This is a genomic window from Ralstonia sp. PBBBR1 (assembly GCF_002256165.1).
Taxonomy (GTDB): Bacteria; Pseudomonadota; Gammaproteobacteria; order Burkholderiales; family Burkholderiaceae; genus Ralstonia; species Ralstonia thomasii.
Map to the genome: position 1 here is coordinate 152,513 of NZ_NKIL01000006.1, position 13,993 is coordinate 166,505.

Consider the following 13,993-nt stretch of genomic DNA (forward strand, 5'->3'; position numbering starts at 1 on the left):
ACAAGGAGCACTGAGTTTGTCCAATATCCTCGTAACCGGCGGTGCCGGCTTTATTGGCGGTAATTTCGTTCTGAATTGGCTGGCCGACCCTGCGGCCGACGGCATCGTCAACGTCGATAAGCTGACTTACGCAGGCAACCGTAAAACGTTGGAGCCCGTTGAGGCCGACCCGCGTCACGTATTCTCCCAAACCGACATCTGCGACCGCGCCGCGCTTGATGGCTTGCTTGCCAAATACAAGCCGCGCGCCGTGGTCCATTTTGCGGCGGAAAGCCATGTCGACCGCTCCATTCACGGTCCGGCAGAGTTCATTCAGACCAATATCGTCGGCACGTTCACCCTGCTGGAAGCGGTGCGCGCTTATTGGGGTGGCCTGGATGCCGATGCCAAGGCGGCGTTCCGAATCCTGCACGTTTCCACGGACGAGGTGTTTGGCTCACTCGGGCCCAACGATCCGCAGTTCTCGGAAACCACCGCATACGCGCCCAACAGCCCGTATTCGGCATCGAAGGCAGCGTCGGATCACCTGGTGCGCGCGTATCACCATACCTACGGTTTGCCGGTCGTGACGACCAACTGCTCGAACAACTACGGCCCGTACCATTTCCCGGAAAAGCTGATCCCGCTGATGATCACCAATGCCCTCAGCGGCAAACCGCTGCCGGTATACGGTGATGGCCAGAACGTGCGTGACTGGCTCTACGTAGGCGATCACTGCGCCGCCATCCGTGAGGTGCTTGCGCGCGGCCAATTGGGCGAGACCTACAACGTCGGCGGCTGGAACGAGAAGACCAACCTGGACGTCGTGTACACCCTGTGCGACCTGCTCGACGAACTCAAGCCGAAGGCGACGGGTTCCTATCGCGATCAGATCGCGTTCGTGAAGGATCGGCCAGGCCACGACCGCCGCTATGCCATCGATGCGCGCAAGCTGGAACGCGAGCTTGGCTGGAAACCCGCTGAGACGTTCGAAACGGGCCTGCGCAAGACTGTCCAGTGGTATCTGGACAACCAGGCGTGGGTGCAGGACGTGGTCTCGGGTGACTACCGGAACTGGGTGGCGAAGCAATATGCAGCGTAAGGCGAATCCTGTCCCCCGGTTGCTCGTCACGGGCAGCAACGGCCAGGTGGGCTTTGAGCTGCGCCGCAGCCTTGCCCCCCTAGGTGAAGTGATCGCGCTGGATCGCGCCGGTTGCGATCTGACGCAGCCGGACGCGCTGCGCCGCTTGGTGCGCGAGCATCGCCCGGACGTGATCGTCAATCCGGCCGCCTACACCGCTGTCGACAAGGCGGAGACCGATGCCGAAACGGCATTTGCCGTCAACGGCGCGGCGGTCGGTGTTCTGGCCGAGGAAGCGCGTGCGCTGGGCAGTCTGCTGGTGCACTACAGCACCGACTACGTTTTCAATGGCACCAAGGCCGGCGCTTATGTCGAGACCGATGCGGTAGACCCGCAGTCCGTATACGGCAAGAGCAAGCTCGCAGGCGAACAGGCAATCGCCGACTCGGGTGCGGCGGCGCTTGTGCTGCGCACTTGCTGGGTAGCTGGCGCGCATGGTGGCAATTTCGCCAAGACGATGCTGAAGCTGGGCCGCGAACGCGACAGCCTGCGTGTGATCGCCGATCAGTTCGGTGCGCCCACCACAGCAGCGTTGATCGCCGACGTGACCGCGCAAATCATTGCGCGCTTCTGGCTGTCCGGTGATCGCGCGGCGTTTCCGGGCGGCATCTACCACCTGGCAGCGGCAGGCGAAACAACTTGGCATGGCTACGCCACAGAGGTGCTGTGCTACGTCAAATCGCATGGGGTGGACCTGAAAGTCGATCCTGAGCAGATTGAGGCGATTCCCGCGACGGCGTATCCGCTGCCCGCGCCACGGCCTGCCAACTCGCGCATGAACACCGCCAAGCTGACCGAAACGTTCGGCATTCATTTGCCGGACTGGAAGCAGGGCATTCATCTTCTGCTAGATCAAATTCTTTCCTAAATGAAGCGCTATGCGTAAAGGCATCATCCTTGCCGGCGGCTCCGGCACGCGACTCTATCCGATCACCCGCTCGGTTTCGAAGCAACTGCTGCCGGTGTATGACAAGCCGATGATCTACTACCCGCTGTCCACGCTGATGCTGGCGGGGATTCGCGACATCCTGATCATCTCCACGCCGGAGGACACGCCGCGCTTTACGGAAATGCTCGGCGATGGCAGCAAGTGGGGGATGAATCTGCAGTACGCGGTGCAGCCTTCGCCGGATGGGCTGGCGCAGGCGTTCATCATTGGGCGCGACTTCGTGGGTAATGATCCCTCGACGCTGATTCTCGGGGACAACATCTTCCACGGCCACGATCTTGTGGCCCAGTTGACGCGTTCGGCCACGCAGCAATCCGGTGCCACCGTCTTCGCTTATCACGTTCACGATCCGGAGCGCTACGGCGTGGTCGAATTCGACCAGAACTTCCGTGCGCTCTCGCTGGAAGAAAAACCGGCCAAGCCGCGTTCTCACTACGCCGTCACCGGGCTGTATTTTTACGACAACCAGGTGTGCGACATTGCCGCCGACATTAAACCGTCGGCCCGTGGCGAGCTCGAGATCACGGACGTCAACAAGCATTACCTGGCGCAGGGCCAGTTGGACGTCGAGATCATGGGCCGCGGTTACGCTTGGCTTGATACGGGCACGCATGAGTCGCTGCTGGAGGCGGCGACGTTTATTGCCACCCTGCAGAACCGGCAAGGATTGATGGTGGCCTGTCCGGAGGAAATTGCATATCGACGCCAGTGGATTGGTGCTGATCAAGTAGCAAAATTGGCCGCACCGCTTTCCAAGAACGGCTACGGAAAATATCTCCAGCAAATTATTTCGGAAGCAATTAAATGAATCTGAAAGTCACCCCTACCTCCCTGCCGGAGGTTCTCGTGCTCGAGCCAAAAGTATTTGGTGATGATCGGGGCTTTTTTTATGAGAGCTTTAATCAGAAAAGCTTTTGCGAGGTTTCTGGGCTTGATGTGAATTTTGTGCAGGATAATCACTCGTGCTCAGCGAAGCACGTACTTCGCGGACTTCACTATCAAATCCAGAATCCGCAAGGGAAGCTGGTGAGGGTTGTTGCTGGGGAGGTTTTCGATGTGGCAGTAGACATTCGAAAGAGTTCTCCTAATTTCGGGAAATGGGTGGGTATAAAGCTGTCCGCCGAAAACAAAAAGCAGCTGTGGGTTCCGGAGGGGTTTGCTCACGGCTTTGTTGTTCTCTCCGATTGTGCTGAGTTTTTATATAAGACAACGGATTATTATTACCCACAGTACGAGCGGAGTATTCTGTGGAACGATCCGACCATAGGAATTGAGTGGCCCTTTGAAGGCACTCCCATCCTTGCTGCAAAGGATCAGGGCGGCAGTGTGTTGGCATCTGCAGATGTATTCATTTGAGGGGAATTAGTAGAGGAATCGTCGGGTTGCTACTCTCGAAAAACGATGAGCCTTTCTGATATTTCTTTGGTTGTTGCTGCGCGCTAGCTTTATATTCGTCGGCATCTCGTCTTCGATCTTGCTAAGCGTGATGTAGTCACCCGCTGCAGGGATTCAGTGTCAGAGGTTGTTTGGTATGTTGATGGTCGTTTTCCCTCCCCGGGATAGTCATGAAAAAACGAGATGGCGAGACGAGGATAAAATCTGAGCTTGCAATTTTGTTTTTTTGGGGCCAATTGTTCTCAATATTTCTTGAGTGCATGAGGCGGGTGCCATCAGAAATTGCAGGGAATTCTGGTGAGGCAAAAAAATTGTCCTCAGTGAAGGAAGGGATCATATGAATTCTGATATCTCGGTGTTGATTCCTTTTAAGGATAAGGCGGAAATGACTCTGCAGTGCGTGCAATCATTGCGGAAATTTGGGCCGCGCTGTAAGGAAATTCTGCTTATAAGTAATAACTCAAGTGACGCGGAGTTGGCTGTTATTGGGCGGGGGATTTCTCAATATCCGGAAGCAAGGGTTCTAATTTACGATCAGCCATTTAATTATCAGAAATTGAATAACTGGGCGGTGAGGCAGTCAACCGGTGGCGTTATTCTTTTTTTGAATAATGATACCGAGCTAGTTGAGTCATCGAAAGGGTTGTTGGAGGTCATGGTGAAGCGTGCGATCGAACCGGAAATCGGAGGGGTCGGCTGCGTTTTGCTATATGGAGATGGTAAGACAATCCAACATGGTGGAGTGTATCTGGTCTCGGGAGGGCTCGCAGATCATATCCACGTTGGGAAGGCTCTGTCCTCCGTGACAAAATTGTGTGCAGAAGGCGCGTTGGAGCCGGATATTAGGAGTGATCTGACGCTGAGTGCGGTGACGGGGGCTGTCACCGTAGTTGAACGAGTTAAATTCGATGCGATAAATGGATTTGACGAACGTTTTATTATTTGCGGTGGTGATGTAGATTTGTGCATCCGCCTCGAGAAGGCAGGCTTTAAAACAATGTTGATTGGGTCCGATAGAGGTTATATTCTTCACAAAGAGAGCCAATCTAGACGACATAAGCCCATTCCCTATAACGATTTTTATCGATCCTATTTGTCGTATCTTGAGAGCTATGACACCGCAGTAGGCGATCGTTTTGTGTCTTTTGCCTACGAGGCTGAGCCTAATGAGTAAGAAGATATTTGTCCTCAGAGTCTTTCGGCGCGGTGTTTTTTTGATGCGAAAGGCACTGCTTTCGGTTCATCAGTTTGCTTCCCGTGTGGAGCATTGGCTAAGTGCGCGAATCGAGGGGCGCCCGTTTCCAGCCCTTGCTGAACAGATAACGGCAAAGTCTTTTGATGAAGTTTACTATAGCGCTAATGCTTATATCACGCCGGTCATGCCGGCATTACCAAAAGCGGGGCGAGCTCCCGCTGTAGTTGTGCTTGTTCCTACATTGTCCGACTCGTCGTTATTCGGAGGGGTTGCCACTGCATTGATATTTGCGGCGCTGTACAGTAATAAGACGGGTAAGAGACTCCGTGTTGTTCAGACAGTGGTAAATGGGAAGGTTTCGAAACTTCAAGGACTGTTTGATAAATACCATATTCCAATTGATGCGGCAAGCATAGAGGTTATTAGCGTCGCTGAGCGAAGATACAACTATTATGGCTATCTGGATTTACATCCGGAGGACCAACTGGTGGTGAGCGCTTGGTGGGATGCAATGATCGCTGCGGCGCTTCCGCTTAAACGGCGCTTTATTTATCTTGTCCAGGATTATGAGCCAATTTTTTATGCAAACGGCGATACAAGGTTGCTGGCAGAGCATAGCTATAAGACCCAACGATTTGTAGCAGTATGTAATACGCAATTAATGGTTAGGTGCGTCAAGGATTCCGAAATTATGGGTCCAAGAACGCCAATGGTTTCGTTTGAGCCTGCGGTGGCGCGTCTGATCGATAATAGGAAGAGTCCTCTCCCTGAGAAGTCAAAGAAAACGCTTTTCTTTTACGGTCGACCAGGGGTGGAGCGAAATCTTTTCTACTTCGGGTTGCGTGTTATAAATGAGGCTTTTTCGCGAGGGCTGCTGGATCGTGAGGCCTGGGATATTGTTATGGCTGGAGAGGCGCAAGTCCCGAATATTCAACTGGAATGTGGTGCGATTGTTCGTAATCTCGGGAAATTATCGCTCGATGAATATGATGATCTCAAATGTAGGACTGATCTTGTTTTGTCGTTGATGATGGCGCCACATCCCAGTTATCCACCGCTAGAGTTCGCGCTAGCCGGCGCAGCAGTGGTCACGACTGTATATGGGCCTAAGAAAGATTTGTCAGCTTATTCTGCAAATATTGTATGTGCGGAGCCTGAATTGGAGCCCATGCTCGATGCTCTCAAACGTGCTGCGGGGATGCCGATGAGTGAAAGGGTATTGAATGCAGGCGTTACAATTCTTCCTGAGCGTTGGGAGGTCGCGTTTGAGGCTGTGTTCAGTCAAATCCCGAATCTAGTTCAGATTCCAATGGCCTCTTCAGAATACGAGATCGAATCGCTTACTCCAAGTTCCATTTCGTAGTGGAGTCACTTCGTTTGGACTGCTAGGGGCCCGGATCTATTTTCTCAAAGAGGTTGGGTATTTGAGTTGATGGCCTACTGTGCAGGCTGTCGGAAATTAATTAAATATGATTTCTGGGCCCATTGAAGACCTGCGGACATCACCCGCAATCGCGTCGGTTCCCAAGGTAGCACCTAGCGTCAAGCTGACGTGCGGGGTTGCAATGTGCACGTGCAATGCGGGTGTATTTTTGCAACCTCAGCTGGATTCAATTGCTCGGCAGTCACGCGCGCCTGCCCATATCGTGGTGTGTGACGATCGTTCTGATGATGGAACTTGGGAGCGTCTGCAGGCCTGGGCAGTGCAGATGGAAGGTATGGGTCGCACGCGCGTTTCTCTGATTCGCAATGAAGAACGGCTTGGCGTGCGTCGCAATTTCGAACAAGCGATCCGCTCGTTAGAAACCGACGTGATTTTTCTTGCCGATCAGGACGACATATGGGCTAACACCAAGGTCGCTGAATTGATGGAGTGTCTAGAGACCACTCCGTCGATCCTGCTTGTACATACTGATGCCGTGCTGATTGATGGCGAGGGAAAGGATCTGGGGAAATCGTTATTTGAGGCGCTGAGGCTATCGCCCCACGAGCAGGCATTGGTGAGCGGCAAGCGGTTTTTTGAAGTGTACTGCCGGCGTAATCTTGTGACCGGTACGACAGCGGCATTCCGGCGCGAGTTGTTGGAACTTGCGCTGCCGTTTCCGGATGGCTGGATTCATGACGAATGGCTTGCGGCTTGTGCCGCTGCACAAGGCACTGTGGCAATGCTGCCCGATAGACTGACCCAATACCGCCAGCACGGCGCCAATGTGATTGGTATTCCTGTATCCACTATTTCGCGACTGGTTACGCACGCACGGCGTGTTGTAAATACGCCTCGCGACCAATATCTTCGTTACAAGCTAGCTCGCCTTGAGGCACTGCATCAGCGTCTCGAGTCTTCCAGTGTGCCCATTCCCACAGACCGGCTGGCTTTGCTGGAAGAGGCGCAAAGCCATTTTCTACGTCGCATAGCGTTCCGCAAATCACTAGGCCCGCGACTGGTTTCCGTGATGCGAGAGTCGCGCGCTCACGGTTATCATCGATTCGCTGATGGATTCGCCGGCATGGTTCGTGACTTGATTCAAGTCTGAAAGGGTCGCTCATGCAAGAGGCAACAGGGGATGTCGCGCTGCAGGTGGCAGTATCCGTCGTAAGCCATGGTCAAGGCGAGCTACTGCAACCACTATTGCAGCAACTTCGAGAACTGGCCGCGGTGGTCCCACTGCAGGTCATTGTTACGCTGAACTTGCCAGAAGCGCACCCCTTCGTTACAGAAGCTCCTGGTTTCGAGTTGATCTGGATTGAAAACGTAGTACCAAAGGGCTTTGGTGAAAACCACAACGCAGCGTTCGCATTCTGTGGGGCGGATTATTTTTGTGTTCTGAATCCTGATATTCACGTGGGGCCGCGCAGTTTAACGCCACTGTTGGACAACGTCAGGCTGTACCCTGGAGTGGTTGGTCCGCGCGTTGTCTCGCCGCAAGGGCGTATTGAGGACAGCGCCCGTCGTGTCCTGTCGCCGTGGCGCTTGTTCAAGCGTTTTTGGCGAGGTCATCGCACGGCCGATTACTTGCCCACGATTCCTGTGCAGCAGGTCGATTGGGTTGCCGGCATGTGCATGGTCTTCGACCGTGAATCGTTTCGCGATGTGGGGGGCTTTGATTCGCGATATCGACTGTATTGCGAGGACACGGACATCTGTCTACGCATGCACCTATTGGGACGATCCGTTACCTGGGTGCAGGAAGCAGTGGTTGTGCACGACGCCCAGCGGGCCAGCCATCGGAAGTGGCGGTACTTGGCTTGGCATATCGCCAGCCTAGGGCGACTCTTCAGTTCAAAGGCATACTGGCGCTATCGCCTCGGTCTCGCTCGGGCCGACATTCAACACAAATAACGGCATGTTTGATTTCTTCTGGGTACCCGGTACCTCCTTCTTAGCGTGTGTACTCGCGGTCCTTGCCCTTCATCCTGTGGCGGCGACAGCAGGCTTGGTTGATCGCCCGGACGCACGGAAGCGGCATGTCGGCGAGGTGCCGCTCATTGGTGGCATTGCGATTACCATGGCGGTATGGATCGGGTCTCTGATGTACATGCGAACCCAGGGCTATTACGTTGCCTTATTGGGTGGACTATCCATGCTGGCAGTGGTCGGAGTCATGGACGATTTACGCAATATACCGGCTGTCCCAAAGCTGCTTGCCCAAATATTTGCTGCGATTTTGATGACCTCGTGGGGCGGGGTCTATTTGATGTCGCTGGGGGATTTGTTTGGTCGGCGCGAGATTGATCTGGTCAACTGGGGGATTCCGCTGACACTGTTCGCCGTCGTTGCGGTGGCGAACGCCATGAATATGAGCGATGGCATTGACGGGCTATGTGGCGGGCTGGCGTTTGTTATCTTTGCCTGGTTTGCCTACGTTGCAGGTGAGTTGGGCAACGGCGCTGCACAACGTATTTGTGTGGTGTTCTGCGGGGCGTTGCTTGGCTTCTTGATCTTCAATGTACGTACCCCTCTGCGGGGAAAGGTACGCATCTTTTTGGGCGATGCGGGCAGCCTGATGCTAGGTTTTGCTATTGCCTGGTTTGCTGTCGAGCTTTCCCAAGCTCGATACAACGGTGGAAAACATGTTCCACCCGTCGTAATGCTGTGGATACTCGGTTTTATTTTGATAGATTTGCTGGCGGTTGTTTTACGCCGTGCCCTGAAAGGAAGAAACCCTCTTTCAGCGGATCGCACACATTTGCATCATATTCTGTCGCGCCTTGGATTTTGGCCCAATTCCATTGTTTGGATAATTGTGGCGAGCAATGCCGTGATGGGGTTAATCGGCGTGTTGGGGTGGAAGATGGGCGTTCCAGATCAGTGGCTCTTTGCACTGTTCCTCGTGCAGTCGAGTCTGTACATCCTAATCATGCATAACGCATGGCGCTTTGCCCGCTTTGGCAGAAGAGTGATGAGGCGAAAGTAGGGGCCAAAAGCCGATGTGATTGGCCGGGGCGATTGCGAACGATGTGGCGCCCGGGAAAGCAAAAGGTAATACTTATCCAAACCGGACCAGAGTTACTCATGCCGACGTGAAGCGAGCCCCTGAGTGCTCTGCAAAGAGGCCCTACAAACTGTCGGATGGACGGCCCAAGCGCCGAGCCTAGGTTAAGTATTGGTCTCGCTGTAAAGCTGACCCCTCCGCCGACGTAAACCGGACCTATCTGAGAGAAGGTGTGGAATGATCCAGCGAAACCTGCTTAGGTTAAGCGGCGAACGCAAAGCCTCAGCCGGTGTTTTCGTCTTCAGCGCTTGTTGTGGCCGTCGATGATTGTAGAGCTGAATTCGGTTGGCGATCGCGCGGCTGACGTACAGCAAGGTTTCAAAGCGATGGTGGTGCACGCATTGCTACCTGAGCGCGAAGATCGGGCTAGGTGCTCCCACCGCTGGCCCGATTTTAACCGTAGGCGATCGCCTCTGCGGGCGGGAATACCTTGGCGATGCCTAATGTTGGCCCTCGTACACGCTGAGAACCTCATCCGTGGAGCCAAACATTTTTATATGCCCGTGCTCGAGCCAGATGACCTTATTGCACATTCGCCGAATGACATCATTTGAGTGGATGGCCAAAACGACAATCTGTGCGCGATTATGAAGGTCATGCAGACGTGCGTTGGCCTTTTCCTGGAACGAAGCATCGCCCACGCCAATCACTTCATCAAGTAGCAGGATATCAGCGTCTATCGCCGTAGAAACCGCGAAGGCAAGTCGCATACGCATACCGCTTGAATATGTACGCAGCGGCAGGTCCAATGAATCACCAAGACCGGTGAACTCTGCTATGTCTCTTTCTTTGTTGCGAATTTCCGCGTTTGTCATGCCCAGCAATAGGCCGCGCAGGCGAATATTTTGATACCCTGTTGAATTCTCGTCCATCCCGAGGCTGATATCGAGGAGCGGAACAGCCTTGCCCTGTTTCTCAATGGAGCCGGAGGTAGGTGCGTAGATGCCTGCCAAAAGCCGCAACAGAGTAGATTTGCCCGCACCGTTATGGCCGATGAGACCGACTCGGTCGCCTGAATCCAAGCGCAAATTGATCCCGGCAAGGGCGTTCACTACAATAACGCCAGAAGATTTTTCAGCGAGTTCATTACGTCTGCCCAGCCGCATGAGGCGCTTTTTGAGAGAGCGCCCTTGTATGTCATAGATCGGGAGATCTAGTCCGACATTGCACAATTCGAGATAAGCCATTCTAGAAGTCTCCGATCAAACCCAGTACGGAATGCGCTTAAGGTAGCGCCCTGTCAGCAACAAGGCGACTGTCCATCCAATTGCTGCCATTCCAATCGCAATTCCCCAGGTCTCTAGAGACGGAATTTCTCCCACCAGAGGGCCTCGGACCAATTGCAGTAGATAAGCTAGGGGATTCAAATCAACGATCCATTCGAATCTCACTAATGATGCAGGTCGAAACATGATGGGTGATACGTAGAACGCTACCTGGAATAAAGAGGAGATAATCTGCGGTAGATCGCGAAAGCGAGCTGAAAGAAGCCCTGCAATCATTGCCATCCACATTGCATTCAATATAAATAGAATGATCGCTGGAACAAACAGTGGAAGTGTGGTCCAACTTTTTACGCCAAATATAGCCAAGAGTGCTATCACAATAACAAAATTATGAGCTAGAATAATGAGGTTTCGCCATACGATTTGAAGTACATAAAGTAGTTTTGGTGTGGCGGCTTGGCGAATGTAATGCGAGTTGTGAATGTAAACTGTTGCGCCATCGTTGACAATTTGCGCAAGCAGAAACCACATAACCAAGCCAATGCTCAGGTATGGCAGATATTCTGTCAGGTTTTGACCGAATAATGTTCCGTATACGGCCCCGATGGAAGCGATCATGATCGCCATGCTGATCGTCAACCAAAATGGTCCGACTGCCGATCTGGCATATCGCTGCCGAATTTCTAACCATCCAAGTAGCGACCATAGTCGCCAGGAGATCAAACTTTCCCGAAGATCGGTTATTGCAGTTGAGAGCATAAGAGAATTGCTTGGCGGGTGAAAAGTGTTTGTCGTATTGGTGTAAGAGCGCGTTTCGATTTTTACATAAAACTTAGATTATAGATTGATTATTTTTATTTTTATATTCTTTGTCGACTTGCGATATTTTTTATTATCTAAATTCACGCGACCAGTTTTTAGGTGGCGATCAATCGCGAAGTAACTCTTTCAGTCCGCCGAGTTCTACGACTTTTTTTAGGAGTGCTCGAAATAGGGCGGGGTCTTGGGCAAGATCCATATGTAATGAGGATATATCACCATGCATTGCGAGATCTGCGGCTAGAAAGTCCGCCCGCATTTTTTCTGTAATAATATTACTTTCGAGTAAATGCCCCTCGGGGCGTCGCACCAGAACAGATATGTTGTGGTAAACGTGCAGCTCTGAGATGTCAATATTTGCAGCTAATGGGAAAGCTGAAGGATCGAGTATCTCGCCTCGATTGATGAGATCGACGGCGAGTTTGGTCCAGCGAATGGCAGTATCGTAACAATTCGGTACGAGCGAAGAGCCGTTGTACTGGGGCCAGTAGCTCGTCTGAGTGTCCTCAATGAAGTATATTCCGCCCGCACGCAGGCGAGGGAATAGTGTGAATAACGCGCTAGCGACATCGGGCCCGCGATGACTTCCATCATCGATAATGATGTCGAATGGACCGTGTTTGTCACACAGGCGATTCAGATCCTCGGGTTCCGCTTGGTTGCAGATGAATGTATGTACGCGCTCGCCGGCAAGAAAGGATTTGTCATAGATGTCGATTCCAAAAATCTCGGCATTGGGTAGGTAGTCGCGCCATGCGATTAGTGAGCCTCCACCTGACTCGAGATTTTCGCCCCCAATGCCGATTTCCAACAATTTCAGGGGGCTATCGCGCAGCGGCTCGAGAAAATATTCGTAGATACTCTCGTATCGATGGCGTGTGAATTTGTCCGAGCCATGTCGTCGACCGATTTCGCCGAGCGTCAGGCGTGGAGTATTCATTGAAGCGTCTCCTTGAAGGTATTGCGAATGAACATCACATGTTCCTCGGTGAAGGTTTCATCCCAGGTGCGCGGGAATGTCATCGCTAAGGCATTTTGGTAGCGAGTTTCCAGATCGTTGGCCCGGTTGACGGCAACACGCAGCGCTTCAACGAGGGCGTGTACATCTGGCGTAGCAACGATAACGTCTCGAGTTAGCTTGTCGAAGTAGGTTTGATCCTTGACGCCAAAACTATTAGTCACCACTACGGCGCCCGAGCCAGCCAGATCAAACGGAAGGAGGCTGGGATGTGAGGAAGCCATCAAACAAAAGCCAATATCAAAGGTTGATATGACATTCTGATACTCGCGCAAGTTCATGCGTTCCATCTGCTTCATATGAAGCCCCTCGCTGAGTTCGATGGTTGCTTCGCCTAGGCCGATGCCGACGAACTCCCACTCGTCCTTTGGGAAGACGCCCTCCTGAACAGCCAAAATGAGTGCGAGCGCCCCCAATTCGAACATGTTCCGGTGTACTGGCGGCCGGGAGTAGAATGCTAGCCTTTTTTTCTTGCCCTGGCGCCGCGAAGAGATGAACTCCTCCTTGGGGGGGAGGGCACTGGCGCATGCATTGTTAAAGTACGTGGAATCCACATTTTCTCGTCCAAATGCACCGATTTTGTTTTCGGTGAAATAATTTCGCAGCGATTCAGATGAGAAAAGTGCGGAGTAGTTAAAGCTGTAGCTCAGATCTGACAATGCATACTGGGAGCCGCTGGGGTGAAATACTGATTCGTAATCTTGTATCAGATAAAGGAATTTTCTTCCGCCGCAAAGCGCCATGATTTTTTTTGCAAGATAGGCGCTATACCAGACTGTTGCAACGCAGTTATCGAGCGGTGAGATCGCTAGTGGCGTTATGCGATCTCCGATATATGCCACTTCAACATCATCGAACAGCGCTTCCATCCCTGGGTAATTCTTCAGCTTCTCGCGAGAGTAATCAATATCGAAGTTGAATTTGTCATACATTACCAGTCGAACGTTCAAGCCGCATCGCTTGATGAACAGGGCTACTTGGAATACGCCAAAAAATCCTGCGGACATCGAAGCAAAGTCGAACGCCGGAACCAGCACATTTACCGTTGGCTTCCGGAGCGGGTCAATGACGACCTCGGGCATGTCATAGACACTTGAGAGCTGTTGGTGTAGCGTCCTTGCATTATATGTGGTGCTGGGCTTATTCCCCTGATATTGGCGTCCCTCCCACCGCCCATACATCATGTAGTGCAATGCGGGTTCCCACGGTTTTTTAAGGTGGTTTTGAAGATCAGAGTTCAGCTTGAGGTATGTCTCTGATGAGAAGTCATTAGGCAATGGGCAGTGATCGAGATTGAGATCATTGATGTAGGCATCGACATTCGGATATCTCTTGTCGCGCAAGCCAAAGGCAAGATAGTGATTTTTCGCTTGTTCGTCGCTGAATGCTGCTACGTCAGAGTAGTAAGCACGATAGAAGTCTGCATCAAACGATTTGATTTGCTTCTCAGCCATTGCGAGTTCTTCAGGGCTAGCAAAGCGCCCTTCTCGCTTACCATGCTCGAGAAAATGTGCGATTAGATCGGAGGGCGGAAGATGTCGCAAATCATGGTAGAAGTCGCGATAGAATTCGAAGTCGAATCCTTGTAGCTCAGCCCTCGTTCGAACGACGGATTCCCAATTCGGGTGTCGACCTTCCTTCCGCCCTTTGCTCGCATAGTGCTCTTGTAGTTGCTCATTCGTCATGTGACGTAGATCCTCATTAAAGCTACGGTAAAAATGCGGATCAACTTTATTTCGGCGAAGAGATACTTTCATGGTGTACTTTAGGTTCAGCTA

14 protein-coding genes are annotated in these 13,993 nt (G+C 52.4%); 9 read left to right on the forward strand and 5 right to left on the reverse strand.

Annotated features, from left to right (window positions below; translation table 11 throughout):
* The first annotated feature begins 16 nt into the window (after positions 1-16).
* The 9 genes from rfbB to CFE42_RS11885 all read left to right on the forward strand — a co-directional run bounded on the left by rfbB (position 17) and on the right by CFE42_RS11885 (position 9,074).
* Positions 17-1,081 (forward strand): dTDP-glucose 4,6-dehydratase, encoded by a 1,065-nt coding sequence (gene rfbB, locus CFE42_RS11845; RefSeq protein ID WP_004629618.1) that lies wholly within the window; start codon positions 17-19, stop codon positions 1,079-1,081.
* The gene (rfbD, locus tag CFE42_RS11850) at positions 1,071-1,988 is read left to right on the forward strand and encodes a dTDP-4-dehydrorhamnose reductase (RefSeq protein WP_004629616.1); all 918 of its coding nucleotides are present in this window, start codon (positions 1,071-1,073) and stop codon (positions 1,986-1,988) included. The genes rfbB and rfbD overlap by 11 nt, the downstream gene beginning before the upstream one ends.
* Before the next feature lie 10 nt (positions 1,989-1,998).
* The gene (rfbA, locus tag CFE42_RS11855; RefSeq protein ID WP_004629613.1) at positions 1,999-2,877 is read left to right on the forward strand and encodes a glucose-1-phosphate thymidylyltransferase RfbA; all 879 of its coding nucleotides are present in this window, start codon (positions 1,999-2,001) and stop codon (positions 2,875-2,877) included.
* Entirely contained in the window at positions 2,874-3,425 is a 552-nt protein-coding gene (rfbC, locus tag CFE42_RS11860) for a dTDP-4-dehydrorhamnose 3,5-epimerase (protein ID WP_004629611.1), read from the forward strand. The genes rfbA and rfbC overlap by 4 nt, the downstream gene beginning before the upstream one ends.
* A 376-nt stretch (positions 3,426-3,801) precedes the next feature.
* A complete protein-coding gene (locus tag CFE42_RS11865) occupies positions 3,802-4,638 on the forward strand; it encodes a glycosyltransferase (RefSeq protein ID WP_004629609.1) in 837 nt (278 codons plus the stop codon).
* Positions 4,631-6,022 carry a hypothetical protein gene (locus tag CFE42_RS11870; protein ID WP_004629606.1) on the forward strand — a complete coding sequence of 464 codons (1,392 nt, stop codon included), beginning with the start codon at positions 4,631-4,633 and terminating at the stop codon, positions 6,020-6,022. Before CFE42_RS11865 ends, CFE42_RS11870 begins: the two co-directional genes overlap by 8 nt.
* A gap of 202 nt (positions 6,023-6,224) precedes the next feature.
* Positions 6,225-7,193, forward strand: a complete 969-nt coding sequence (locus tag CFE42_RS11875) for a glycosyltransferase family 2 protein (RefSeq protein ID WP_037043972.1) — start codon at positions 6,225-6,227, stop codon at positions 7,191-7,193.
* Between the two features lie 11 nt (positions 7,194-7,204).
* Positions 7,205-7,999 carry a glycosyltransferase gene (locus CFE42_RS11880; RefSeq protein WP_004629603.1) on the forward strand — a complete coding sequence of 265 codons (795 nt, stop codon included), beginning with the start codon at positions 7,205-7,207 and terminating at the stop codon, positions 7,997-7,999.
* Positions 8,000-8,003: 4 nt separating this feature from the next.
* A complete protein-coding gene (locus tag CFE42_RS11885; RefSeq protein WP_004629601.1) occupies positions 8,004-9,074 on the forward strand; it encodes an MraY family glycosyltransferase in 1,071 nt (356 codons plus the stop codon).
* A 182-nt stretch (positions 9,075-9,256) separates the two neighbouring features.
* Here the strand turns inward: CFE42_RS11885 and CFE42_RS23925 are convergent, their stop codons facing one another.
* The 5 genes from CFE42_RS23925 to CFE42_RS11905 form a co-directional block, all read right to left on the reverse strand.
* On the reverse strand, positions 9,257-9,490 hold the full coding sequence (locus tag CFE42_RS23925) for an IS3 family transposase (protein ID WP_338010854.1): 234 nt from the start codon (positions 9,488-9,490) through the stop codon (positions 9,257-9,259).
* A gap of 102 nt (positions 9,491-9,592) precedes the next feature.
* A complete protein-coding gene (locus tag CFE42_RS11890; protein ID WP_004629599.1) occupies positions 9,593-10,339 on the reverse strand; it encodes an ABC transporter ATP-binding protein in 747 nt (248 codons plus the stop codon).
* Between the two features lie 15 nt (positions 10,340-10,354).
* Positions 10,355-11,137, reverse strand: coding sequence for an ABC transporter permease (locus CFE42_RS11895; protein WP_004629597.1), 783 nt, complete (start codon positions 11,135-11,137; stop codon positions 10,355-10,357).
* Positions 11,138-11,306: 169 nt separating this feature from the next.
* A complete protein-coding gene (locus tag CFE42_RS11900; RefSeq protein ID WP_004629595.1) occupies positions 11,307-12,137 on the reverse strand; it encodes a class I SAM-dependent methyltransferase in 831 nt (276 codons plus the stop codon).
* Positions 12,134-13,972 (reverse strand): hypothetical protein, encoded by a 1,839-nt coding sequence (locus CFE42_RS11905; RefSeq protein WP_238563740.1) that lies wholly within the window; start codon positions 13,970-13,972, stop codon positions 12,134-12,136. The genes CFE42_RS11900 and CFE42_RS11905 overlap by 4 nt, the downstream gene beginning before the upstream one ends.
* Positions 13,973-13,993: the final 21 nt, after the last annotated feature.

What these genes read in the sequence shown, in the direction of transcription:
- rfbD (WP_004629616.1), top strand. Translation starts at nt 1,071, where the DNA reads ATGCAGCGTAAGGCGAATCCTGTCCCCCGGTTGCTCGTCACGGGCAGC.
- rfbA (WP_004629613.1), top strand. Translation starts at nt 1,999, where the DNA reads ATGCGTAAAGGCATCATCCTTGCCGGCGGCTCCGGCACGCGACTCTAT.
- rfbC (WP_004629611.1), top strand. Translation starts at nt 2,874, where the DNA reads ATGAATCTGAAAGTCACCCCTACCTCCCTGCCGGAGGTTCTCGTGCTC.
- CFE42_RS11865 (WP_004629609.1), top strand. Translation starts at nt 3,802, where the DNA reads ATGAATTCTGATATCTCGGTGTTGATTCCTTTTAAGGATAAGGCGGAA.
- CFE42_RS11870 (WP_004629606.1), top strand. Translation starts at nt 4,631, where the DNA reads ATGAGTAAGAAGATATTTGTCCTCAGAGTCTTTCGGCGCGGTGTTTTT.
- CFE42_RS11875 (WP_037043972.1), top strand. Translation starts at nt 6,225, where the DNA reads ATGTGCACGTGCAATGCGGGTGTATTTTTGCAACCTCAGCTGGATTCA.
- CFE42_RS11880 (WP_004629603.1), top strand. Translation starts at nt 7,205, where the DNA reads ATGCAAGAGGCAACAGGGGATGTCGCGCTGCAGGTGGCAGTATCCGTC.
- CFE42_RS11885 (WP_004629601.1), top strand. Translation starts at nt 8,004, where the DNA reads ATGTTTGATTTCTTCTGGGTACCCGGTACCTCCTTCTTAGCGTGTGTA.
- CFE42_RS11890 (WP_004629599.1), bottom strand. Translation starts at nt 10,339, where the DNA reads ATGGCTTATCTCGAATTGTGCAATGTCGGACTAGATCTCCCGATCTAT.
- CFE42_RS11895 (WP_004629597.1), bottom strand. Translation starts at nt 11,137, where the DNA reads ATGCTCTCAACTGCAATAACCGATCTTCGGGAAAGTTTGATCTCCTGG.
- CFE42_RS11900 (WP_004629595.1), bottom strand. Translation starts at nt 12,137, where the DNA reads ATGAATACTCCACGCCTGACGCTCGGCGAAATCGGTCGACGACATGGC.
- CFE42_RS11905 (WP_238563740.1), bottom strand. Translation starts at nt 13,972, where the DNA reads ATGAAAGTATCTCTTCGCCGAAATAAAGTTGATCCGCATTTTTACCGT.